Annotated in this window: 20 protein-coding genes and 1 pseudogene; 19 read left to right on the forward strand and 2 right to left on the reverse strand. The window is 61.8% G+C overall.

All coding sequences use genetic code 11. The annotated features are described in order from the left end of the window. Nucleotides 1–5 precede the first annotated feature (5 nt). Nucleotides 6–2,606 (reverse strand): AAA family ATPase, encoded by a 2,601-nt coding sequence (locus tag ACULPM_RS03330; RefSeq protein ID WP_445331096.1) that lies wholly within the window; start codon nt 2,604–2,606, stop codon nt 6–8. A 239-nt stretch (nt 2,607–2,845) separates the two neighbouring features. Between ACULPM_RS03330 and ACULPM_RS03335 the strand changes: the two genes are divergently transcribed. From ACULPM_RS03335 to ACULPM_RS03395, 13 genes and pseudogenes are all read left to right on the forward strand, one after another. Further along, nucleotides 2,846–3,517 carry an HNH endonuclease family protein gene (locus tag ACULPM_RS03335; protein WP_445331095.1) on the forward strand — a complete coding sequence of 224 codons (672 nt, stop codon included), beginning with the start codon at nt 2,846–2,848 and terminating at the stop codon, nt 3,515–3,517. A gap of 168 nt (nt 3,518–3,685) precedes the next feature. Continuing rightward, entirely contained in the window at nt 3,686–4,294 is a 609-nt protein-coding gene (locus tag ACULPM_RS03340; RefSeq protein ID WP_445331094.1) for a hypothetical protein, read from the forward strand. A 141-nt stretch (nt 4,295–4,435) separates the two neighbouring features. After that, the gene (locus ACULPM_RS03345; RefSeq protein ID WP_445331093.1) at nt 4,436–5,464 is read left to right on the forward strand and encodes a PDDEXK nuclease domain-containing protein; all 1,029 of its coding nucleotides are present in this window, start codon (nt 4,436–4,438) and stop codon (nt 5,462–5,464) included. Nucleotides 5,465–5,514: 50 nt separating this feature from the next. Continuing rightward, the gene (locus ACULPM_RS03350) at nt 5,515–6,291 is read left to right on the forward strand and encodes an ADP-ribosylglycohydrolase family protein (protein WP_445331092.1); all 777 of its coding nucleotides are present in this window, start codon (nt 5,515–5,517) and stop codon (nt 6,289–6,291) included. A gap of 156 nt (nt 6,292–6,447) precedes the next feature. After that, entirely contained in the window at nt 6,448–6,825 is a 378-nt protein-coding gene (locus tag ACULPM_RS03355; RefSeq protein ID WP_445331091.1) for a hypothetical protein, read from the forward strand. Next, a complete protein-coding gene (locus ACULPM_RS03360; RefSeq protein WP_445331090.1) occupies nt 6,826–7,311 on the forward strand; it encodes a type II toxin-antitoxin system VapC family toxin in 486 nt (161 codons plus the stop codon). It begins immediately after the preceding gene. Between the two features lie 23 nt (nt 7,312–7,334). Next, nucleotides 7,335–8,075 carry a hypothetical protein gene (locus ACULPM_RS03365; protein ID WP_445331089.1) on the forward strand — a complete coding sequence of 247 codons (741 nt, stop codon included), beginning with the start codon at nt 7,335–7,337 and terminating at the stop codon, nt 8,073–8,075. A 372-nt stretch (nt 8,076–8,447) separates the two neighbouring features. Then, the gene (locus tag ACULPM_RS03370; RefSeq protein ID WP_445331088.1) at nt 8,448–9,869 is read left to right on the forward strand and encodes an ATP-binding protein; all 1,422 of its coding nucleotides are present in this window, start codon (nt 8,448–8,450) and stop codon (nt 9,867–9,869) included. Between the two features lie 207 nt (nt 9,870–10,076). Further along, nucleotides 10,077–11,093, forward strand: a complete 1,017-nt coding sequence (locus ACULPM_RS03375) for an ATP-binding protein (RefSeq protein ID WP_445331087.1) — start codon at nt 10,077–10,079, stop codon at nt 11,091–11,093. Between the two features lie 32 nt (nt 11,094–11,125). After that, nucleotides 11,126–11,890, forward strand: a complete 765-nt coding sequence (locus ACULPM_RS03380) for a hypothetical protein (protein WP_445332314.1) — start codon at nt 11,126–11,128, stop codon at nt 11,888–11,890. Between the two features lie 312 nt (nt 11,891–12,202). Further along, nucleotides 12,203–12,532: an HAD hydrolase family protein gene (locus ACULPM_RS03385; protein WP_445331085.1), complete on the forward strand. Its 330-nt coding sequence runs from the start codon at nt 12,203–12,205 to the stop codon at nt 12,530–12,532. 23 nt (nt 12,533–12,555) lie between these two features. After that, nucleotides 12,556–12,723: a hypothetical protein gene (locus ACULPM_RS03390; RefSeq protein WP_445331152.1), complete on the forward strand. Its 168-nt coding sequence runs from the start codon at nt 12,556–12,558 to the stop codon at nt 12,721–12,723. Then, nucleotides 12,659–12,832: pseudogene (locus ACULPM_RS03395) on the forward strand (HAD hydrolase family protein); the annotation flags it as partial. The gene ACULPM_RS03390 and the pseudogene ACULPM_RS03395, both read left to right, overlap by 65 nt. A 119-nt stretch (nt 12,833–12,951) precedes the next feature. On the opposite strand, the gene ACULPM_RS03400 reads toward ACULPM_RS03395, so the two are convergent. Next, entirely contained in the window at nt 12,952–13,485 is a 534-nt protein-coding gene (locus ACULPM_RS03400) for a biotin transporter BioY (RefSeq protein ID WP_445331084.1), read from the reverse strand. A gap of 262 nt (nt 13,486–13,747) precedes the next feature. Here ACULPM_RS03400 and dpaL point away from each other — a divergent pair, with 262 nt between their 5' ends. The 6 genes from dpaL to hydA form a co-directional block, all read left to right on the forward strand. Then, nucleotides 13,748–14,962, forward strand: a complete 1,215-nt coding sequence (dpaL, locus tag ACULPM_RS03405; RefSeq protein ID WP_445331083.1) for a diaminopropionate ammonia-lyase — start codon at nt 13,748–13,750, stop codon at nt 14,960–14,962. 72 nt (nt 14,963–15,034) lie between these two features. Further along, the gene (locus ACULPM_RS03410; protein WP_445331082.1) at nt 15,035–16,441 is read left to right on the forward strand and encodes a YgeY family selenium metabolism-linked hydrolase; all 1,407 of its coding nucleotides are present in this window, start codon (nt 15,035–15,037) and stop codon (nt 16,439–16,441) included. 138 nt (nt 16,442–16,579) lie between these two features. Further along, nucleotides 16,580–17,782: a knotted carbamoyltransferase YgeW gene (ygeW, locus tag ACULPM_RS03415; protein WP_445331081.1), complete on the forward strand. Its 1,203-nt coding sequence runs from the start codon at nt 16,580–16,582 to the stop codon at nt 17,780–17,782. Between the two features lie 74 nt (nt 17,783–17,856). Next, complete coding sequence (gene arcC, locus ACULPM_RS03420) at nt 17,857–18,798, forward strand: carbamate kinase (protein ID WP_445331080.1); 942 nt, start codon at nt 17,857–17,859, stop codon at nt 18,796–18,798. 193 nt (nt 18,799–18,991) lie between these two features. Continuing rightward, nucleotides 18,992–19,954 carry an NTP transferase domain-containing protein gene (locus tag ACULPM_RS03425; protein ID WP_445331079.1) on the forward strand — a complete coding sequence of 321 codons (963 nt, stop codon included), beginning with the start codon at nt 18,992–18,994 and terminating at the stop codon, nt 19,952–19,954. A 50-nt stretch (nt 19,955–20,004) separates the two neighbouring features. After that, nucleotides 20,005–21,275: dihydropyrimidinase (gene hydA, locus ACULPM_RS03430; protein WP_445332315.1), on the forward strand; the 1,271-nt coding region annotated here is incomplete at its 3' end.

A 21,275-nucleotide genomic window follows, 5' to 3' on the forward strand; every position in this document is an offset into this window, starting at 1 on the left:
CACCATCAGCTGCCTCGACGTTTATTTATCCTCTTCACCCAAGTGGCAAGAGTTTCGACGTCAGTCTCAAATTCTTCGATTGTTGGCAGCATTGAAGGCGCCGCGAGCGGGTCGTCATGTGCCTCTGTAACCTTTGAGCACTTCGACATGTTTTCGTTGACTACCGAGATGTCTTCATCCGTTATGTCGTTTAGGTGCCTGAGGCTGTTAGTATGAACGGGTCTTTCTGCTCTGGAGACGACGCCTGCCAGAAGAACCTCCTCAACGGCTCTCTCCCATGCCGCGCGCAAACGGCTGTAGCATGAGGTTATTGCCCAAGCGAATTCGGCATCTGATTCGAACGCATCCGCCTTGCGCTTTCGTCTCAATTCCGCTGCGTCATTTCGAAGAATTGATACTCGTTCTTTTACTTTGCTGGCGCCCCACTCAAGTCCATCGCTAACAATGCCGGACAAGCTTCCCCTTTTGTCGATAGTTTTGTATTCAATCGCCGTTCCCGTACGGTCGGCGCATTCAGATAGGAGCATGCAGAAGAAGGGGTCGTGGGTAAACACGGTAATGGGGCGGGATTTTGCCTCTTCGACGATGCGGGACGCGACCACTTCTCTCCACTGGTGGTCGAGCGACGTCACGGGGTCGTCGAGGACGGCTGTTGACTTTCCCGGCAAAACGTCAAGGAGGGCGAAGAAACTTGCTAGGGCGACGATTTTCTGCTCACCCTCGCTCAGTACACTTCGCGTCTTCTCTTTGGAGCCATCGAGGGCTATCTGCTGGTAGTCCCTTCCTGACTTGACGCGAGAGGTGATGGATACACGCTGGTTCGAGGCCTTTAGCCTAGCCAGTTCAGAGGAGAATCGCTCCTGCATCTTCTCCACGATTTCCAACTTTGAAACCGTGGAAACCAGATTGGAAACCGAGCGGGAGCTGCATTCTTTTACTGCTTCTGACAAGGCGGTCTTGCGCTCTCTCCTCTCGGCATCAGCCCGCAATGGTATGGCGTTTTGGGCTATCCATGATCTGGCTTTGAGCATGATGAGCTCTACATTTTGCTGTGTGATCTTGCCTGGATCCAGATTCTCCTTGGCGATGCTTAAACGCTTGTCTAGGCTATCGATTTCCTTGCGGACATACCCTCCCGCACGGCTGACCGCATCGGACACTTTGCTCAGCGTGTGGTCGTCGGGACTATCTGCTAAATCTTTGATGCATTTAATTAGTTGGTCCATGGCATCGCGAGCGTCGGTTTCTGACAAGATGCCGACGGCCGACTCGTCGCCCTTGACCGCGGCGATGGCGCTTGAGAGTCGAGTGCGTATGCCCTCGAGAACCTCTTGGCTCTCTTTTAGATTCCTTTCCGCAGCTCCCGTGACGAATGTCTCGAACGAGTGTAGGCGGTGCATCGCTGTCTCACCAAGCGGCTGGTGGCATAGTGGGCAAAGCGCGCCCGGAGGCATTTCGGGGTATTTCGTCAAGGGATAGGCGATAACATTGGAGTAGTAGCGAGCCGCTTCCCAAAGAGCCTTCCACGCTTCACTGCCAACGCCTTCCAAACATGAGTCCTGCTTAACGAGCGAACTTGCCGCCTTGGACGCCTCTTCGGCCTCCGCCAGCTTCTTGGTCGCATTGGTGCGCTCATCAATATATGGGGCTTGGGTGCACAGATACAGGTTCGCCAGCCTTTTTCGCATTCCTTTGAGCTGCTCGAGTCGCCGCTCAATCTTTGGTATCTCTCTGGTGGGATCGGTTTCAATTAGTTGGGGCAGAGACTGTAGCCGCTTCGATTCCTCCTCGTTAAGCGTTGCCTTCGCGACGAGTTTGAATGCGTCTGCCTGTTTGTTGCAGGAAAGCACTTCGGTGATTTGTGGGGCGCGCCTGAGCTCAGAAGGAACGCTCGTTTCGCTGACCTCAAAGACCAGGGCATTGGCGGCTTGTTGGATTTTTACAGACACGGCGGTAATCAGCCGGGCAAAACGCTCCAGCGCAGAAATGATCGGTGGGGCATACAGCACCTCTCCGTCCCTGCCGCTCAGTTCTTGCAGTGCGCATGCGGAGTCAAAAAAAGCCACTTCCGGAAGCGATGGGTATTCGGCATCGCCTTCCGTCCAGGAAAGCTTTCTCCTGCTCCCGTCTATTGTTGCCTCGATGAGTACGGCTGTCTTTCCGTTCGCATCGAACACATTGGAGAGAATGGTTTCTGGACCCGATCGCGACGTGCTTGCGTTGCGGATGATTCTGCTGAATCCGGACTTTCCAGAGCCGTTGTTGCCGTAGACAACGGTAATGCCGATCGGGGACAAGCGAAGCTCTGAGCCAGGTGCTATCGCGTTGACCCCGCTTACCGCCTTGATGGCTTCCAAAGTAATCTCACGGTGAACAATCCCGGCACTTGCGAGATCTGTCGTCCTGAAAGGCTTTAGCTCTTCGGATTTCGCCACAACATCAAGCTCAATGTCGTGTGTCTTGCATACCTCTCGTGCCAGAGCGTTGACGTCTTCTTCCGAGAACTCACCCATCAGGGCAATATGCAGGGCATATGAGTACCATTCTGGTTGTTTGCCAAGCCATTGAGAGACAATTGTCTCTAAGGTCTTTTCCCTAGTTTCCAATGCCGAGTCCTTACACGCTGCTTCATAGATCTTAGATTTGACATTTTACTTGAGGAGCTGCCGCAATGGCCGCTGTGCGGCATGAAGCATAATGTTTTGTGACATCAGTCGATAATGCCCTTAACGATTAAGCATGAGCTATTGTTTACAGGGTGCCTGAACTCCGGGCGTAACCTGATGCACGCTGGGTGCAAAGCCAAGGAGATTATGGTCCTAAACATAGAAGGGGCGGCCCTTGATTGAGCAAGGAGCTTCGCGTTCTTCTCGCCCGCATCCACGCTCTCGACGTCTCCGTCGTGAATCCGCTACTCATGTCCTTCTTCGAGGACTATGTTGGCGATTCCCTCTCGCATGATGACTTCGCTTCCATGCTGAGGACCACGGAGAGCTACCTCTTCCGTCGCTCTGTGTGTGACGTCGCGACGAACAGCCTGAACAAGTTCTTCTCGTCCGTAATCGCACGGCTGAACGCGGTGCGGGACGACGGCGGCAACGTTCGCGAGGCCTACGAGGCGATTCTCCTGGGAGAGGAGGGGACGGCTCGACGCATGCCGAGCGACGCGGAGTTCGAGCGGGCGCTCAGGACGCGCGACTGCTACGCATTCAAGCGCGGCTTCTACCTGCTCACCACGCTCGAGAACAGCTGGCACGCGAAGGACCCGCTGGACTTCTCAGGCGGCAGCTTCTCCATCGAGCACATCATGCCGCAGAATGCGCTCAACAGTGCGGAGTGGCGCGAGATGCTCGGGGATGACCGCGAGCGCGTCTATGAAGAGTCCATCAACACGCTGGGCAACCTCACGCTCACGGCGTGCAACTCTGAACTCTCCGACGCGCCCTTTGCGGAGAAGAAGGCGCATCTCAAGGGCGGTTTTGACCAGGACTATCTGGTAATCTCCAAGGAGCTATAAGAACTAGACGTGTGGGACGCTAGCGTCACCTGCACTCACGCCGAGCGGCTGCCCGAGCGTGATTTCAAGGTCCTGACGCTCCGTAGTCGATTACCCTTTCAGGACTGATAATTGATACTCTATACAGGTGCTTATGAATGGGACGGGAATCGGGGTTTCATGACTAATATGAAGAAGCTGAAGATTGCACTAAGCGTTATTCTCTCTGCTCTGTTTGTCGCCCTAGCTGTTCTTCATGTAGTTTTCCCTAAGGCCAGCATTGACAGTACATTCATCGTTCTAATAATTATAGCCTTTATACCGTGGTTAATTCCCTATATAAAGGCTTTGGAGATTAGCGGTATCGGAAAAGTTGAGTTAATTGATAGGGAAACACATGAAAAAATGCAGGAAAATATACAGAATTTAAATCTTGAGACAGCTGAAGCGGACAATCTGACGGCTCAGAGGACTGATGGATCATTGGATGATATTGTCCAGAGCGATCCAAATCTTGCCCTAGTTACACTACGTATAGAGCTTGAAAAAACGCTACGAGCAATTGCTGAAAAGAACAATGTTCAGTTCAACAGGTATGGATTGGGCAAGCTTGCCAGTCTTCTGTACAATACCAATTTAATTAATACAGACGAGTATTCGCTCCTTCGAGACTTGATACCACCGCTTAACGGGGCCGCACACGGAGATATTGATAAATACTCTTTCGACTCCATTATTTGGACGCTGGAGCTCGGCGCGAAACTGCTTAACTCCATGAAGACGAGGCACGAGGTGTAGTGCCGGCATTATGTCCGTCATATCAGATGTGTTGAAAACAGTTTGCTGGATCGACTTTATCTTGCGGCCGAATACAGTGAGGTATAGATGGCGTTTTAAAAACGGCTGACATGGCGTAGAACACTACGTCAGCGAATTGCTTTGATAGTCATCTTTAACTTAATTGCTTTGAAAATGATGCAATTATGCAACCAGATTAAGGCTGCGGTTTCGGTAAACCGCGAGATGCTGCTGTTCTACTGGCGGCTGGGAAAAGACATTGCCGAGTTGCATGTCGAGAGTCGGTGGGGCTCGGGATTCTTCGAGACGCTGAGCAGGGATCTTAAGAAGGAGATTCCGGATGCCAAGGGCTTCTCGCCACGCAATCTTAGGTACATGAAGCGTTTCTACGAGCTGTTTCCTGTGGGCTCGGCAATTCTGTCACAAGTTGTGGCAGAATTGCCGCCCAGCGAGGGGCTGTTCTCAATCCCATGGGGCCATATCAGAACAATCATTGATAAGTGTCATGGCGACCGCGAGAAAGCGGAGTTCTACATCCGCAAGACCGTGGAGAACGGCTGGTCACGCGCCGTATTGCTCAACCATCTGGACAGCGGTCTCTATGAGCGTCAGGGCAAGGCGGTAAACAACTTTACGAGTGCGCTTCCCGCCCCGCAGGGCGACCTCGCTCGGGAGATCACACGCGACCCCTATCAGTTCGACTTTCTCGCCATTCGCGACGACTACGACGAGCGTGAGCTCAAGGATGCCCTGATGACCAATATCTCCCAGTTCCTGATGGAGCTGGGAATGGGCTTCGCTCTCCTCGGTCGGGAGTACCGTCTGGTGGTGGGGAAGACGGAACAGTGGATCGACCTTCTTTTCTACCACGCCGCACTTCAATGCTATGTGGTCATTGAGGTTAAGGCCACCGACTTCAGGCCGGAGTACGTGGGGCAGCTCGGGACCTACGTCGTGGCGGTCAACCACATCCTGAAGAGCGAGATTGATCAGCCAACGGTCGGGCTTCTTATCTGCAAAGGCAAAGGCAATGTGCTGGCACAGTACGCGGTGGAGGGCTCCAGCCAGCCGATCGGCATATCCGAGTACGAGCTCTCCAAGCTGATGCCGGAGGAACTTCGTGGCTCGCTTCTTACCATCGAGGAGATTGAAGCGGAGCTGCGCGGGTGAGTTGTCTCGTTTGACGTATTGTTTGAGGTGCCGTTTTGAGAGGGGCAACCATGCCAACACTTCGCGACTGCGTCTACGGCCAGGCGGTGGCCGATGCCCTGGGCGTGCCGTACGAGTTCCGTCCGCGGGGCTCGTTCCGCTGCATGGATATGGTTGGCCACGGGAGCCACAATCAGCCGGCGGGCACGTGGAGCGACGACACATCGATGGCGCTCGCGATTTGCGACAGCTACCGCGAGCTGGGACGCATTGACGTCGATGACATCCGCGAGCGCTTCGTGCGGTGGTATCGCGAGGGCGCCTACACGGTCGACGGGCTCTTCGACATCGGCAACGCCACGCGCGAGGCGCTCGAGCGCGGGCACGGCCTTGCGGGGGAGTGGGACAACGGCAACGGCTCGCTCATGCGCACGGTCCCGATCGCGTTCACCGACGCCACCGACGACGAGGTGCGCGCCGTCTCCGCGATCACGCACGCGCACCCTACGTCCACGGAGGCGTGCGTCGCCATGGTGCATATCGCGCGGGACCTCGCCGCTGGCGCGAGCCCGGCGGACGTGGCGGGTGACGTCGCCGCGCGTCCCGTGGACGACATCCGCTCCGGCGGCTTCGTGCGCCACACCTTCGACGCGGCGCTCTGGTGCCTGGCCAACACGACGAGCTACGCCGAGTGCGCGCTCGCCGCGGTGAACCTCGGGGACGACACGGACACCACGGCCGCCGTCGCCGGCGCACTCGCGGGCATCGTCTACGGCGTCGAGGGGATCCCTGCCGAGTGGCTAAACAAGCTGCGGGGCAAGGACATCATTGAGGCGTGCCTATTCTGAGAGACGTGCTTGTTTTTTTCGACATGCGTGTGTTTGCTCGGTTGTTTTGTTTTGCTCAGAAAAGTTGAGTCAAAAGTTTTGAGTCAACTTTTCTGAGCAAAGGTCATCGTGTGCTAGGCCTCTGCTATACTGCTATACAAATGTGAGGTGATGAACATGCCAGGGACAACCGCAGCGCCGTTGGCGCGTCAGATGCAGATGAACACGCGCATAGACGCGACTCTCAAGGAGGCCGGGGACGCCGTGCTCGCACGGCTTGGCTACTCGCCGTCCGCGGCGGTGCGCGGGCTCTGGCAGTTTGTGGTGGACCACCAGGATGACGCCGCGTCCGTGCGCAAGGTCATCGAGCCCGGTGCGGCTTCTGCGCTCTCTGACGAGTCGGCTCGGAAGGCATCCGCGATTACCAGCCTGCGTTCCCTGTACGCACAGACGGCCCACGAGCTCGGCATCCCCGGAAGCGACGGGGCGGACATCCCATCCTGGGACGACCTCCGCGAGGACTGGTATGACGAGCGCCTGGACAGGGAGGCGTAGATGTCACAGCCTTCGCGCGTTCTTCTCGATACCAACGTCTGGCTCGACGCGTTCGACGGGGCACGTCCGCGCTCCCGCGAGGCAAGCGAGCTGATCGACGTCTGCGTGCGCAAGGGGATTGATCTGCTCTACGCGGTTGGCACGTCGAAGGACGTGTTCTACCTCGTGGGCGCCTCGCTCAAGCGTCAGGCACGGACAGCGGGTACGGCGCTCTCCGAGGGCCAGGCCCGCGCCATAGCCGCGTACGCCGCGGCTTGCGTCACCAACATGGACGAGATCGCGACGGCCGTGGGCGCCGATTCCTCAGATGTCTGGCTCGCGCGAAAGTACCAGCGCATCCACGCGGACTTCGAGGACTGCATGGTGCTGGCGGCAGCCCAGCGTGCGAAGGCCGACTATCTCGTGACCAGCGACGAGGCGCTCCTGCGTCACGCTCCTGTGGCGGCGCTCTCAGTGGACGGCTTTCTTGCGCTGGTGGGAGAGTAGGCGCGTTCGGAAAGGCTATGGAGATGAGTAGGGGACAAGAGCGGTCGAGGCAGCGTCTGGCGCAGATCGTCGAGCCGACCGACGGCGAGAAGGCCGCGGCAAGGGCCGCCCAGACGTTCGGGCGCTCCTACGCGCACGACAGCACGGCGCTCGGGGTGGCCGCCTTCGCCCTGGTCTTCCTCATCGTCTTCGCCATCGTCATCGTGACGCTCGTCGACGGCGTCTTGCATGGCGAGTTCGGGAATCAGGACGTCACGTGGCTCGCCGCGATCGGCGGCTCCGTGTTCGTCGTGTTTGCCGTGCTAGTGGTCGTGTCGGTTCTTGTCGCGCGCCACCATTACCTGCATCCGGTCAAGAGCGACGTGTTCGCTGCCGGCGGGCGCCTGTTCCATACCTCGTTCATGCCGGACAAGGAGAAGAACGGGGACGGCCGCGGAATCGTCCGCATCGACGTCGTCGACATCGCGGAGTGCGCTGGGTTCCACAACCGGAAGGACAGGACGGTCTGGATCCTCCCGAGTCCTGACGCGCGCATCCATGACGTGTGGCGGCGCGGTAAGCGATGGGAGGACGAGCGCGAGCTGTGCCTCGCCCTCCTGGAGAAGGGGATCCCGAGCGGCGCGGACACGGACCCGTTCTTTGGCGTGGACGAGCAGTACCGGGGCTTCCTCGAGCGAATCGGCGTGCGGATAGAGGAGACGACCGAGCCCGTCGACTTCCTGGCCGGTACGTGGTCGCTGGTGGACGACTTTCATGATTGGTAGTCGCACGGTAGCGCTGGGCTTCACGGGCCAGGGAGTTGCTTTTGGGCCCGTTTTGTGTTGAGGGCGGGCGCTTTTCGGTCGCGCCCAGTGAGCCGCTTTTCTCGAATAAAAAAACGAGAAAAAATAAAATAACGAAAGCGGATAAAACCACGATTTCGGTTATGGGGGGCTTCTGGCTGGGAATCGCAAGGCGCTGCTTGCGTCGAGGGACCGAGGTGTGACAGCCTTTTTCGGTATTGAGCGAGATTTTTCGGTATAGTTAACGGTATTTTTAGCCAAATTACGGTATCGAAGGTAAAAGAACGGTATAGAGATACGGTTTTACGGTATATTTACGGTACCGAGAAATAACCAACCTTGGCGGTGGTCACTATGCCGGAGTCCCTTAACCAGCTAATCCAAAACGTCCTCTCTATGCGTTGTGAGACGCAGACCATTGAGGTGAAGGCTGCCGCACAGGGCGCTCCGCGTATATATGACACGCTCTCCTCGTTCTCGAACCAGGAAGAGGGTGGCGCCATCGTCTTTGGAATCGACGAGGCGAATGGCTTTGAGCTGTGCGGTGTTTACGACGCCCAGGCGCTGCAGAAGAGCGTCGTCGAACAGTGTCGCGAGATGGAGCCGCAGATCCATCCGTTCATTCAGACTGGCGAGCTGGACGGCAAGACGATTGTCGTCGCTCACATTCGCGGTCTCATGATGGGGGAGCGTCCTGCGTACCGGCGCACGTCGGGCATGCTCAAGGGGTCCTACGTGCGCGTTGGCGATGCTGACGAGCGCATGACCGACGCCGAGCTGTACGAGATTGACGCTTTCAAGAAGGGTGTCTCCGACGATGTCTCGGTACATCCCGACGCCACGCGTGACATGTTCGACGCCGACTCCACGGCCCGATACATCCTCGACGCCCGAAGGGATCGTCCCCGCCTCGAGGGTCGCAGCGACGATGATGTGCTCCGCCTCACGGGGGTCCTGCGCGATGACGCCCCGACGCTTGCGGGAATGATGACGCTTGGCGATTACCCCCAGAGGCTCTACCGAAACTGCTGCATCACCGCGGTCGCCGTGGCGGGGGAGCATATGGGCACCGGCGAGGAGGGCCAGCGCTTCCTGGATAACCGGACCATCGAGGGTACCATCCCACAGATGCTGGAGGACGCGTGGGCATTCGTTGCTCGCAATGTTCGTGTCTCGTCCGTCGTGAGGGGCCTCAAGCGCGACAACGTCCCGGAGTACCCGGAGGTCGCCGTGAGGGAGATGATTGCGAACGCCCTTGTCCATAGGGACTATGGCCCCTATGCGATAGGCACTCCTGTCCGTCTGGTTGTGTACTCCAACCGGATCGAGTGCGTCAATCCCGGCGGCATCTTCGGCGGAAACAGCGTGGAGGCTTTGGGCCGGGAGAGCCTCCCAACGAGAAACCCCACGCTCATCTCCCTGCTCGAGATAACGCATGACGTGGAGAACCGGCACTCGGGGATTCCCGCGATGCGCGATGCGATGCGCGCCGCGGGGCTCAGGGAGCCGGAGTTCGCGGAGCGCAGGGGCACGTTCATATGCACGCTCTATGGCGGGAGTGCCGAGAAGAACGATGGGGTCGTTGCCGACGAGGAGCGAATCCTCGAGTTCTGTCGCGAGCCCCGGTCCAGGGAGGAGATCGCGGAGGAGCTCGGGATTCAGGTTGAGACCGCTCGACGCACGCGCATCCTACCGCTGGTGCGTGCGGGAAAGCTCGCGCTCACTATGCCGGACGTCCCGAGGAGCAAGTTCCAGCGGTATGTGAGGGTAGGGTAGGTTCCTCTGCGATGTTTTAGGACAGCACAAGCTGGCTCATGGGCAAACGAGTCCGTCCCGGCAGGGGGGAGAAGTGAAAGTCTATCTCGTCCGACGGGAATCCGGCTGCTCCTGATTGCCTCTCATCTCAAATACAAAAACGAGAAATAATAAAAAACGAAAACGGATAAAAAAACGAAAACGGAGCCCTCGACGCGAGGAGTCGCCATGAGGAAGGTCAACCCGTTCAAGCCGACCGCGGGTGCGGAGTCCCCAGTCTTAGCAGGTCGTGATGCGGTTCTCGATGACTTTGAGATTGGACTGGAAGAGGGCGTCGGCGCTCCCGGCAGGCTCATGCGCATTACCGGCCCAAGGGGCTCGGGCAAGACCGTTCTTCTCACTGAGCTGGGCGATATAGCCCGGCAGCGCGGCTGGCGCGTTGTGGACGTGACGGCGGCGGAGCACCTTCCCCAATTGATTCGTCGTTGCCTCGAGAAGACGGACAGCGTTGACTACTCGGTAGAGCTTGATCTCATGGTCGTAAAGGCGAAGGCCCAGAAGGACGAGCCTCACAGACCCGAGGACATCTATGAAGCCTTGGAGCGCGTCGCCGGCAATATGACCGAGAAGGGCAAAGGCCTGCTCGTGACGATTGAGGAGATTCAGGACGCCTGCGTTGGGGACGTTCGCGAGATTGCCGTAGCGATTCAGCATCTTATCCGGGAGCGTCGCAACATCGCCTTTGTCTTTGCTGGGCTGACTGCGGGAGTGATGAATCTGCTGGGGGAGGACGGGCCTACGTTCTTGAGGCGTGCGTACCCGGAAGAGCTGGACACCATTCCAGTAGACGAGGTCAAGACAGCGCTCTGGGCAACGTTCGAGAAGAACGGCGTCCGGATTGACGAGGGCGCACTCGCAATGGCCGCTGACTCGACTGCGGGATACGCTTATCTCATTCAGCTAGTGGGCTACAACGTCTGGCGTGCTGCGCAGGTCCGTGCCGGTATGGAATTCGAGCCATCACAGCGAAGGATGTCGAGAAGAGCGTTGTCGCCGCGCGGCGGGAGTTCGAACGGACGGCACTCGAAACGGCAGTTGCCTGCATTCCAAAGACGGCCCGGACTGATGTTGGTCAAGCAAGGATCTGGGCGGCCTACACGAGGCGCACCAGCCCTGCTGGGCTACAATTACCCTAGGAGTTCGTATCGGAAATGCGTTCAGGAACCGCTTGGTCGCGCTACTTGATTGGGACAGCGATGGTAGAAGGAAAATGTCCGTTGTGCAGCATGTCGATACCCGTCGACCCTCAAACTGACGCGGGGATCTGTCCCTACTGCGGTAAGGCCTACGTGACAGGGAAAGCTCTGAAGGGCCAGGCGTCCACTGCACAGGAGGCAGACCCGATTGAGGCACTCAGGGCAAAGTGCGAGAAGTACTTTCAGGCGGGCATGGCTCATAAGGCTGAGAATGCAGCTTTGTCTGCAACTTTCGATTATCCCGATGATTACCGCTCGTGGAAGCTTAGCCTAGACTTCGTTGCGCGACGACCTGGCTGGTGCCTGCCGTATCGCGATGACTTCGTTGACAAGGCGGATAAGCTCTACCGTATGGGCGGCAGGAAAGACGCCCAGTTTGAGAAGTGGCTGACAGATTATCGTGCTTGGCAGCAGAAAGCTCAGAGGGTCGTCAATCTCTGTAACGCCCTTGGGATTGATCGCGCCATGGCAGCAATGGGGTGTACGTACTTTATGCTCGGGGATAGGGAGATGCCAGTCGGAGAGTTCAAGAGGCTGTACTGCAGCGGGCGGAGAGTGAATGATTCACATACGGAGTGGATACAGCGTTTCATGTTAGCCGAAGGAACGGGCCTGATTTATCAGACCGGCTCTAAGGACTTGGTCTATCACCTTTTTCAAACAACGGACGGCAAGGTTCCCTTGCAAGGCAATCTAGTCGACGCGCTACCGGCCCTTGAACAAGCCGCCCAGCAAAAGAGTGATGACGGTGATAGACCCTCATTGTTTGGCTGGTTGTTCGGCTAAATCGGTAGTGAGTATTCTACGAGACGGCGGGGATGCGGCCAACAACTAAAGCCATAACCCCTTCGTGCAAGAGCCTCGCCACATCCATGGACAGCTACTGTCGATTGCCATATCGGATGGCCTTGGCATCCATGGGGAACTCGGCAGATGAGGTGCAGCATGTTTTTGGATGGCGGAAAGTAAGTCGGTGTCTGTCCCAACAGCAATCATCCCCCCCCCCGGCAGAACAACGCAACAAATCCCATCCTCGCCCCCTGTTAGACTAGCCCCCGACCCCGCGTTCTTCTCGCCCACAGGGAGGTTCTTCTCGCCATGACGCCGGACATCAAGCTTGTGGCCGTCGACATCGACGGCACGTTCATTCGCTCCAACTACACCTACGACGTCCCGTGCTTCGAGTGCCTCCTGGCGCGCATGCAAGAGGCGGGCTGCAACTTTGTGGTGGCGAGCGGCAACCAGTACTGGCAGCTGCGCGACCACTTCCCCGGGCACGAGGACGAGCTGTGCTTCGTCGCCGAGAACGGAGCCTACGTCATGGACCGCGGCGAGCTCGCCTACGTGCGCACGATGCCGGAGGAGACGGTCTCCGCGGTCGTCAAACTGTGTCGCGACTACGCCGACGAGGTCTGGAACGTGCTCTGAGGCATGGAGGGCGCCTACTGCGAGTGCGGCGCGGTGACCGCGAGTTCTTCACCGAGATGAAACGCTACTGCCGCCGCCTGAGCTGGGTGGACGACTTCAAGACCACGGGCGACCAGATCCTCAAGTTTGCGGCCAGCGTGCCCGACGAGCGGACATGGTGCCATCGACCTCATCACGCCCGGCTGCCATAAGGCCTCGGGCCTGGCGCGTCTGGCCGAGCGCTGGGGGATCTCCCCGGAGCAGTGCGTTGCCTTCGGTGACGGCGGTAACGACGTGGAGATGCTGTGCTTATGCGGCATCGACTACGCGATGGACGACACCCCCGACGACGTGAAGGCCGCGGCCGACCGCGTGTGCCCTCCAATGACGAGGACGGTGTGCTCGTGGCGCTGGACGAGCTGTTCGTGTAGGGCATACGGCTATCGCTCTGCCGTCGCTCCCAGCACGCGGTTGATTCGCTCTGCCACACCCACACTCGCCACAACCTTCACCACGTCAGGCACCACGAACGGCGCCACCGCCACGGCCAGCGCCGCGGGCGCGTCGATCCCGTAGACGTTCATGAGCTGGAACGTCCCCAGCACATAGCTCACCGCCAGCAGCGCGATGCCGGCAGCCACACCGCGAGCCCTTCTCGGCAGCATGTCCGCATGGGCAACGAAGCCCGCCACGGGCATGCCTGCCGCAAAGCCCAGGAGGTATCCGCCCGTGGGGCCCATGAGCACGCCGAGCCCGCCCTGAAAGCCGGAGAACACCGGCACGCCCACCGTACCCAGCAGCAGGTAGATTACAACGGTGAATAATGCGTCGCGCGTGCCCAGGACCTGGGGCAAAAGCGCCAGCACAAAGGTCTGCATGGTAAACGGGACCGGCCCCAGCGGCACGGTGATCCACGCGCTCGCGGCAAGGAGCGCAACGAGGACGCCGCAGCGGGCGATCGAGCGGGTGGACATGACAGGCTCCCTAGCGGTTTGGCGCTCTCTCACACAACGCGTACGAGTGTAGACGAGAGGGCGCGCAAAGTCGTGTGATGGTCGTGGAGTGGTCCTTCTCGGCATGCCGTTCGCAGCCGCAAACGTACCGTCTGCGACATCGCAAAATTTCCTCTTGAAACACGCTTGAAAAGTGGGAATATATGGGCTAACAAACTTTTAGTTTGGTAAGCAAACAAAAAGTTGGCAAGCACGGCAAGCGCCAGAGCACAAGGAGGAAGCGTTGAGCGAGAAGATCAAGTGGGTCGCCAACAAGATGCCTAAGAGCGACGACCGCCACCTCGGCATCATGTCCCTCGAGAACGTGGAGGCGGCGCGCAGCTTCCACAAGAGCTTCCCGCAGTACGACGTCACCCCGCTCGCCAAGCTCGACGTGCTGGCGGGCGAGCTCGGCCTCAAGAACCTGGCCGTGAAGGACGAGTCCTACCGCTTTGGCCTCAACGCCTTCAAGGTGCTCGGCGGCTCCTTCGCCATGGCCAACTACATCGCGGGCAAGATCGGCCGCCCGGTCTCCGAGATGACCTACGACTACCTCACGAGCGACGAGCTCGCGCGCGACTTCGGCCAGGCCACGTTCTTCACCGCCACGGACGGCAACCACGGCCGCGGCGTGGCCTGGGCCGCCAACAAGCTGGGCCAGAAGGCCGTCGTGCACATGCCCAAGGGCAGCGTGAAGAGCCGCTTTGACAACATCGCCGCCGAGGGCGCCGAGGTCACGATCGAGGACGTCAACTACGACGAGTGCGTCCGCATGGCCGCCGCCGAGGCCGAGGCCTGCGAGAACGGCGTCATCGTCCAGGACACCGCCTGGGACGGCTACGAGGAGATCCCGTCCTGGATCATGGAGGGCTACGGCACCATGGCCTCCGAGGCGGCTGAGCAGTACGCGGCGGCCGGCGTGGAGCGCCCGACGCACGTCTTCGTGCAGGCCGGCGTCGGCAGCCTGGCCGGCGGCGTGGTGGGCTACTTCACCAACCTCTTCCCCGACAACCCGCCCACCTTCGTGGTGATGGAGGCCGACACCGCAGCCTGCCTCTACAAGGGCGCCCTCGCCGGCGACGGCGACCCGCGCATCGTGGACGGCGACATGCCCACGATCATGGCGGGCCTGGCCTGCGGCGAGCCCAACACGCTGGGCTGGGACATCCTGCGCAACCACGTGTCCGTGTTCGTGAGTTGCCCCAACTGGGTGGCCGCCAAGGGCATGCGCGTGCTCGGCGCCCCCAGGAAGGGCGACCCGCGCGTCATCTCCGGCGAGTCCGGCGCCGTGGGAGCGGGCCTGATCACGACCCTCATGGAGTCCGACGAGTACGCCGAGCTCCGCGAGGCAATCGGGCTCAGCGCGGAGAGCTCCGTGCTGCTCTTCTCGACCGAGGGCGACACGGACCCGGTGAACTACCGCAAGGTCGTGTGGGACGGCGCGTACCCCGCCGAGTAGGGGAGAGCGAGAAGAACGCGTTCTTCTCGGCAGAAGACTGGTAACGAGGGCGTCAGAAAGGACGTAAGCAAAATGGCCAAGGAACTGGATTTCGAGCAGATCAAGAGCGCGGCGGAGGCGTACGGCAAGGACATGACCGCGTTTCTCCGCGCCATGATCTCCCACCCGAGCGAGTCCTGCGAGGAGGGCGAGGTCGTGGCCTGCATCAAGGCCGAGATGGAGAAGCTCGGCTTTGACAAGGTCGAGGTTGACGGCCTGGGCAACGTCATCGGCTGGATGGGCGAGGGCGACAAGATCATCGCCATCGACTCCCACATCGACACCGTGGGCATCGGCAACCGCGACAACTGGGAGGCCGACCCCTACGAGGGCTACGAGACCGACGAGCTCATCTACGGCCGCGGCGGCTCCGACCAGGAGGGCGGCATGGCGTCTGCCACCTACGCCGCCAAGATGATGAAGGACCTGGGCCTCATCCCCGAGGGCTACAAGATTATGGTCGTCGGCTCCGTCCAGGAGGAGGACTGCGACGGCATGTGCTGGCAGTACATCGTCAACAAGTACTTTGACGGTCCCGAGGACGCGCGCGAGAAGATCGAGTTCGTGATCTCCACCGAGCCCACCGACGGCGGCATCTACCGTGGCCACCGCGGCCGCATGGAGATTCGCGTTGACGTGCACGGCGTCTCCTGCCACGGTTCCGCGCCCGACCGCGGCGACAACGCCATCTACAAGATGGCCGACATCATCGCCGACGTCCGCGCCCTCAACAACAACGGCTGCGACGAGTCAACCGCCATCAAGGGCCTCGTCAAGATGCTCGACCCCAAGTACAACCCCGAGCACTTCGAGGACGCGCGGTTCCTCGGCCGCGGCACCTGCACCGTGTCGCAGATCTTCTACACCTCGCCCAGCCGCTGCGCCGTGGCCGACAGCTGCGCGATCTCCATCGACCGCCGCATGACCGCCGGCGAGACCTGGGACTCCTGCCTTCAGGAGATTCGCGACCTGCCGTCCGTCAAGAAGTACGGTGACGACGTCAAGGTCTCCATGTACATGTACGACCGCCCGAGCTGGAAGGGCACCGTATACGAGACCGAGGCCTACTTCCCCACGTGGATCAACGCCGAGAGCGCCGCTCACGTCCAGGCCCTCGTTGACGCGCACCACGCGCTGTACGGCGACGAGCGTATCGGCTGCGAGCCGTCCATGGACAAGCGCGCCGGCCGTCCGCTCACGGACAAGTGGACCTTCTCGACCAACTGCGTGTCCATTCAGGGCCGCTATGGCATTCCGTGCGTGGGCTTTGGCCCCGGCGCCGAGAGCCAGGCGCACGCGCCCAACGAGGTTACCTACAAGCAGGACCTCGTGACCTGCGCCGCGCTCTACACCGCCGCGCTCAACCTCTACGACCCGTCCAAGAAGACCGGCGACGTCACCGTCTTCCGCGCCGGCGCCACCGACAACGACATCAAGTAGGCACTCGGCGGCCGTGAGACAAAGGGGACAGGTTCTTTTGTCTCATCTGCCCCACGGCCGCCACATTCGCCCGTAAGACTGACAGAGGATGAGACAAAAGAACCTGTCCCCTTTGTCTCACGAAGAAAGGAAACGAACATGGCCAAGGGCTTCTCCGCGCTTCTCGACGAGCTCAAGGGCTACGACTTCTCCGGCATGTACAACGCCGACTTCCTGCACACCTGGGACAAGACCACCGACGAGCTGCGCGCGCTCTACGCCGTGGCCGCGGCCCTGCGCAACCTCCGCGAGCGCAACATCTCCTCGCGCATCTTTGACTCTGGCCTCGCCGTCTCGCTCTTCCGCGACAACTCCACGCGCACGCGCTTCTCGTTCTCCAAGGCCACGAACCTGCTCGGCCTCCAGCTCCAGGACCTCGACGAGGGCAAGTCCCAGATCGCCCACGGCGAGACCGTCCGCGAGACCGCCACGATGATCTCCTTCATGGCCGACGTCATCGGCATCCGCGACGACATGTACATCGGCAAGGGCGACGCCTACATGGCCGAGGTCGCCGAGTCCGTCGACGAGGCCTACAAGGACGGCGTGCTCGACCACCGTCCCACGCTCATCTCCCTGCAGTCCGACTCCGACCACCCGACCCAGTCCTCCGCCGACATGCTCTATCTCATCGAGGAGTTTGGCGGCCTGGAGAACCTCCGCGGCAAGAAGGTGGCCGTGACCTGGGCGTACTCCCCGAGCTACGGCAAGCCGCTCTCCTGCCCGCAGTCGCTCATCTCGCTGCTGCCGCGCTTTGGCATGGACGTCACGCTGGCCCACCCCGAGGGCTACGACCTCATGGGCGACCGCGTGGAGGCCGCCAAGGCCTACGCCGCCGAGTCCGGCTGCACCTTCAAGCAGGTGAACACCATGGCCGAGGCCTTCGAGGGCGCTGACATCGTCATCCCCAAGAGCTGGGCGCCCTATGCCGCCATGGAGAAGCGCACCAACCTCTACGCCGAGGGCGACGACGCCGGCATCAAGGCCCTGGAGAAGGAGCTCCTCGCCCAGAACGCCACCCACATGGACTGGTGCTCCACGCGCGAGCTCATGGCCAAGACCGCTCACGGCGACGAGACCATCTACATGCACCCGCTGCCCGCCGACATCTCCGGCGTCTCCTGCGAGCACGGCGAGGTCATGGCCGACGTCTTTGACATGCACCGCGTGGGCATGTACAAGGAGGCCAGCTACAAGCCGTACGCCATCGCGGCCATGATCTTCCTCCAGAAGGTCAAGGACCCCGTGGCCACGCTCGCGGCGCTCGAGGCCGCCGGCAAGCCCCGCTGGAACCAGGCCTAATCGCTCGATTCCCCAGAGTTGCCTAAAAGGGGACAGGCCCCTTTTAGGCAACTTTTCTATTCAGGAGAGGAACCATGGGTAAGAGAATCGTCATCGCCCTCGGTGGCAACGCCCTGGGCAACAACCTGCCCGAGCAGATGGAGGCGGTCAAGCACACGGCGCGCGCGATCGTGGACCTCATCGAGCAGGGGAACGAAGTCGTGGTGGCCCACGGCAACGGCCCGCAGGTGGGCATGATCCAGGAGGCCATGACGCAGCTCACGCGCTCCGACCCCGAGAAGTACATCCCGTGCCCGCTCTCCGTGTGCGTGGCCATGAGCCAGGGCTACATCGGCTACGACCTGCAGAACGCGCTGCGCGAGGAGATGCTCGACCGCGGGATCGACGTGGGCGCGGCCACCGTGCTCACTCAGGTGGAGGTGGACCCGGAGGACCCGGCCTTCGCCAACCCCACCAAGCCGATCGGCGCCTTCATGACGCGCGAGGAGGCCGACCGCATGATCGCCGAGCGCGGCTACGAGGTGGTGGAGGACGCCGGGCGCGGGTACCGCCGCGTGGTGGCCTCGCCGCGGCCGGTGGGCATCGTCGAGCTGGACACCATTCGCTCGCTCGTGGAGACCAACCACGTGGTCGTGGCCTGCGGCGGTGGCGGCATCCCGGTGTTCAAGACCGAGGGCAACCACCTCAAGGGCGCGGCGGCGGTCATCGACAAGGACTTCGCGGCGGCGCGCCTGGCCGAGCAGCTTGACGCCGACTTCCTGGTGATCCTCACGGCCGTGGAGAAGGTCGCCGTGAACTTTGGCAAGCCCGACCAGCAGTGGCTCGACGAGCTCACGCCCGAGACAGCCGCGCGCTACATCGAGGAGGGCCAGTTCGCGCCCGGCTCGATGCTGCCGAAGGTCCAGGCCGCGCTCGCCTTTGCGCAGTCCGGGCCCGGCCGCTCGTCGCTGATTACGCTCCTCGAGCGCGCGGCCGACGGCATCGCCGGGAAGACGGGTACCATCGTACGTGGGTAGGGTCGCTGAGCTCGGGTTCTTCTCGCCCGTGCGCGATTATCGCGAGAATCCGCTTCAATATCGTATAGCCGCAGTTGAGATGTTCGCGCATTGCGGATTCTGCGCGAAAATGAGCGAGAAGAACGCCGGCGCGGCGAGAGACGACGCGGCGAGAAGAACGACGGCGCGGCGAGAAGGACGGTGAAGCGCGGGCATGAGGCCTGACCTCAGGGCATATCTTCTGGGTGACGACGGGCACCGGGTCTTCGGGCCCGGCCCCGTCGACCTGCTGGAGCGCGTGGGCGAGCTGGGCAGCCTGCGCGCCGCGGCCATCGAGATGGGCATGGCCTACACCAAGGCCACGCGCCTCGTGCGCGACGCGGAGCGCGCCTTCGGCTTTGCGCTCACCGAGCGGACCGTGGGCGGATCCGGGGGAGGCGGGTCCCAGCTCACGGCCGAGGCGCGCGAGCTCATCGAGCGCTACCGCGCGTTCGAGCGCACGAGCCGCTGGGCGCTCTCAGCGTCCTACGAGACGTGCTTCTCGGGCTTTGCCGACGTGCCGCGCCTGGGCTGCGTGGTCATGGCGTCCGGCGAGGGCGCGCGCTTCGGCGGCGCGCCGGGCGAGAAGCTCGTGGCTCCGCTGGCCGGCGTGCCGGTGCTCGAGCGCACGCTCGCCGCGCTGCCGGCGGACCTCCTGGACGTCGTGGTGGTCACGCGCTGGGACGCGGTCGAGGAGTTGTGCCGGCGGCTCGGAGTGCGCTGCGTGCGAGCGGCGGGCCCGCTCAAGAGCGACACGATGCGCGCGGGCCTGGAGGCGCTGGGGCATCGCGCCGGCTGCCTCTTCGTGACCGGCGACCAGCCGCTCCTTGGCGAGAAGAGCGTGCGCTCGATGGTCGCGGCGCTCACGCACGAGCCCACGGCGATCGTGCGCCTGGCGTGGCGGGGCAGGGCGGCGAACCCGGTGCTCTGGCCAAACGACACGCTCGACGCGCTGGCAAGGCTGGAGGGCGACACGGGAGGGCGCGTCCTTCTCGACGGCCACGCCGAGCTCATGGACCGCGTGCGCCTGGTAGAGGCCGCCGACGAGTGGGAGCTCGCCGACGTGGACACGCCCGAGGACCTCGCGCGCCTGGAATGTGAGACAAAGGGGACAGGTTCTTTTGTCTCATTTCAATAATAATGAGACAAAAGAACCTGTCCCCTTTGTCTCACGAGGAAGGAGGGCCGATGAGGAGGATTCTGGCAAACGGCACGCTGGTCACGCCGGAGGGCCTGCGCCGCGGCGACCTCGCGCTGGAGGGCGACAAGATCGTGGGCCTGGCGGCTCACATCGAGCCCGCGCCCGGCGACGAGGTCGAGGACGTGAGCGGCTGCTGGGTGTTCCCCGGCTTCATCGACGCGCACACCCACCTGCAGTGCTGGACTGGCATGGACTGGACGGCCGACAGCTTTGAGACCGGCACGCGCGCCGCAGCCTGCGGCGGCACCACCTGCATCGTGGACTATGCCACGGCCGACCGCGGCGTGACGATGGACGAGGCGCTGGCCGAGTGGCACAGGCGCGCGGAGAGCGGCGCGGGCTGCACGGCAAACTACGGCTTCCACATGGCCATCGCCGAGTGGGGCGAGGACAGCCCCGCCCAGATGCGCCGCATGCGCGAGGCGGGCGTGAGCAGCTTCAAGACCTACCTCGCCTACGACCACCTGCGCCTCTCGGACGCGGAGACGCTCCGCTGCCTGGAGGTCGTGCGCGACCTGGACGCCGTGCTCTGCGTGCACTGCGAGAACGGCGACGTGGTGAACGAGCTGCAGCGCCAGGTGCTTGCGGCCGGCATCACGGGCCCGGAGGGGCATCCGCTCTCCCGTCCGGCCGAGGCCGAGGCGGACGCCGTCTCCCGCCTGCTCTACCTGGCTGAGATCGCAGGCGCCAAGGTGAACGTGGTGCACCTGTCCACGGAGCTCGGCCTTCTCGCCGTGCGCGCCGCCCGAGAGCGCGGCCAGAAGGGCATCTACGTGGAGACCTGCCCGCAGTACCTCACGCTGGACGACACGCGCTACCTCGAGGGCGGTGACGACGGCTTCGCGGGCGCCAAGTACGTGATGAGCCCGCCGCTGCGCAAGCCGTCCGACGTGCGCGCCCTGCGCGGCGCGGTTCTCGCCGGCGAGGTGGACTCCATCGCGACGGACCACTGCTCGTTCAACCTGCGCGGCCAGAAGGACCGCGGCCGGCCGGACCAGGGTGGCGACTTCACCAAGGTCCCCAACGGCGGCCCCGGCATCGAGCATCGCCCGGCCGTGATGGCCACGACCTTCGAGGGCCAGCTCGGCCCCGAGGGGCTCTGCCGCCTGCTGTCGGAGGGCCCGGCGCGCACGTTCGGCCTGTGGCCGGAGCGCGGCCGTTTGGCCGTGGGCGCCGCCGCTGACGTCTGCGTGTGGGACCCGTCGCCGCGCTGGACCATCAGTGCGGCGACCCAGCACCAGGCCGTGGACTACACGCC

It is taken from the genome of Thermophilibacter sp. ZX-H3, from assembly GCF_052599055.1.

Bases quoted from the DNA above. Each gene is read 5' to 3' on its own strand.
- ACULPM_RS03340 (WP_445331094.1), top strand. From the start codon at position 3,686: ATGAAGAAGCTGAAGATTGCACTAAGCGTTATTCTCTCTGCTCTGTTT.
- ACULPM_RS03350 (WP_445331092.1), top strand. From the start codon at position 5,515: ATGCCAACACTTCGCGACTGCGTCTACGGCCAGGCGGTGGCCGATGCC.
- ACULPM_RS03355 (WP_445331091.1), top strand. From the start codon at position 6,448: ATGCCAGGGACAACCGCAGCGCCGTTGGCGCGTCAGATGCAGATGAAC.
- ACULPM_RS03360 (WP_445331090.1), top strand. From the start codon at position 6,826: ATGTCACAGCCTTCGCGCGTTCTTCTCGATACCAACGTCTGGCTCGAC.
- ACULPM_RS03365 (WP_445331089.1), top strand. From the start codon at position 7,335: ATGAGTAGGGGACAAGAGCGGTCGAGGCAGCGTCTGGCGCAGATCGTC.
- ACULPM_RS03370 (WP_445331088.1), top strand. From the start codon at position 8,448: ATGCCGGAGTCCCTTAACCAGCTAATCCAAAACGTCCTCTCTATGCGT.
- ACULPM_RS03375 (WP_445331087.1), top strand. From the start codon at position 10,077: ATGAGGAAGGTCAACCCGTTCAAGCCGACCGCGGGTGCGGAGTCCCCA.
- ACULPM_RS03385 (WP_445331085.1), top strand. From the start codon at position 12,203: ATGACGCCGGACATCAAGCTTGTGGCCGTCGACATCGACGGCACGTTC.
- ACULPM_RS03400 (WP_445331084.1), bottom strand. From the start codon at position 13,485: ATGTCCACCCGCTCGATCGCCCGCTGCGGCGTCCTCGTTGCGCTCCTT.
- ACULPM_RS03410 (WP_445331082.1), top strand. From the start codon at position 15,035: ATGGCCAAGGAACTGGATTTCGAGCAGATCAAGAGCGCGGCGGAGGCG.
- ygeW (WP_445331081.1), top strand. From the start codon at position 16,580: ATGGCCAAGGGCTTCTCCGCGCTTCTCGACGAGCTCAAGGGCTACGAC.
- arcC (WP_445331080.1), top strand. From the start codon at position 17,857: ATGGGTAAGAGAATCGTCATCGCCCTCGGTGGCAACGCCCTGGGCAAC.
- ACULPM_RS03425 (WP_445331079.1), top strand. From the start codon at position 18,992: ATGAGGCCTGACCTCAGGGCATATCTTCTGGGTGACGACGGGCACCGG.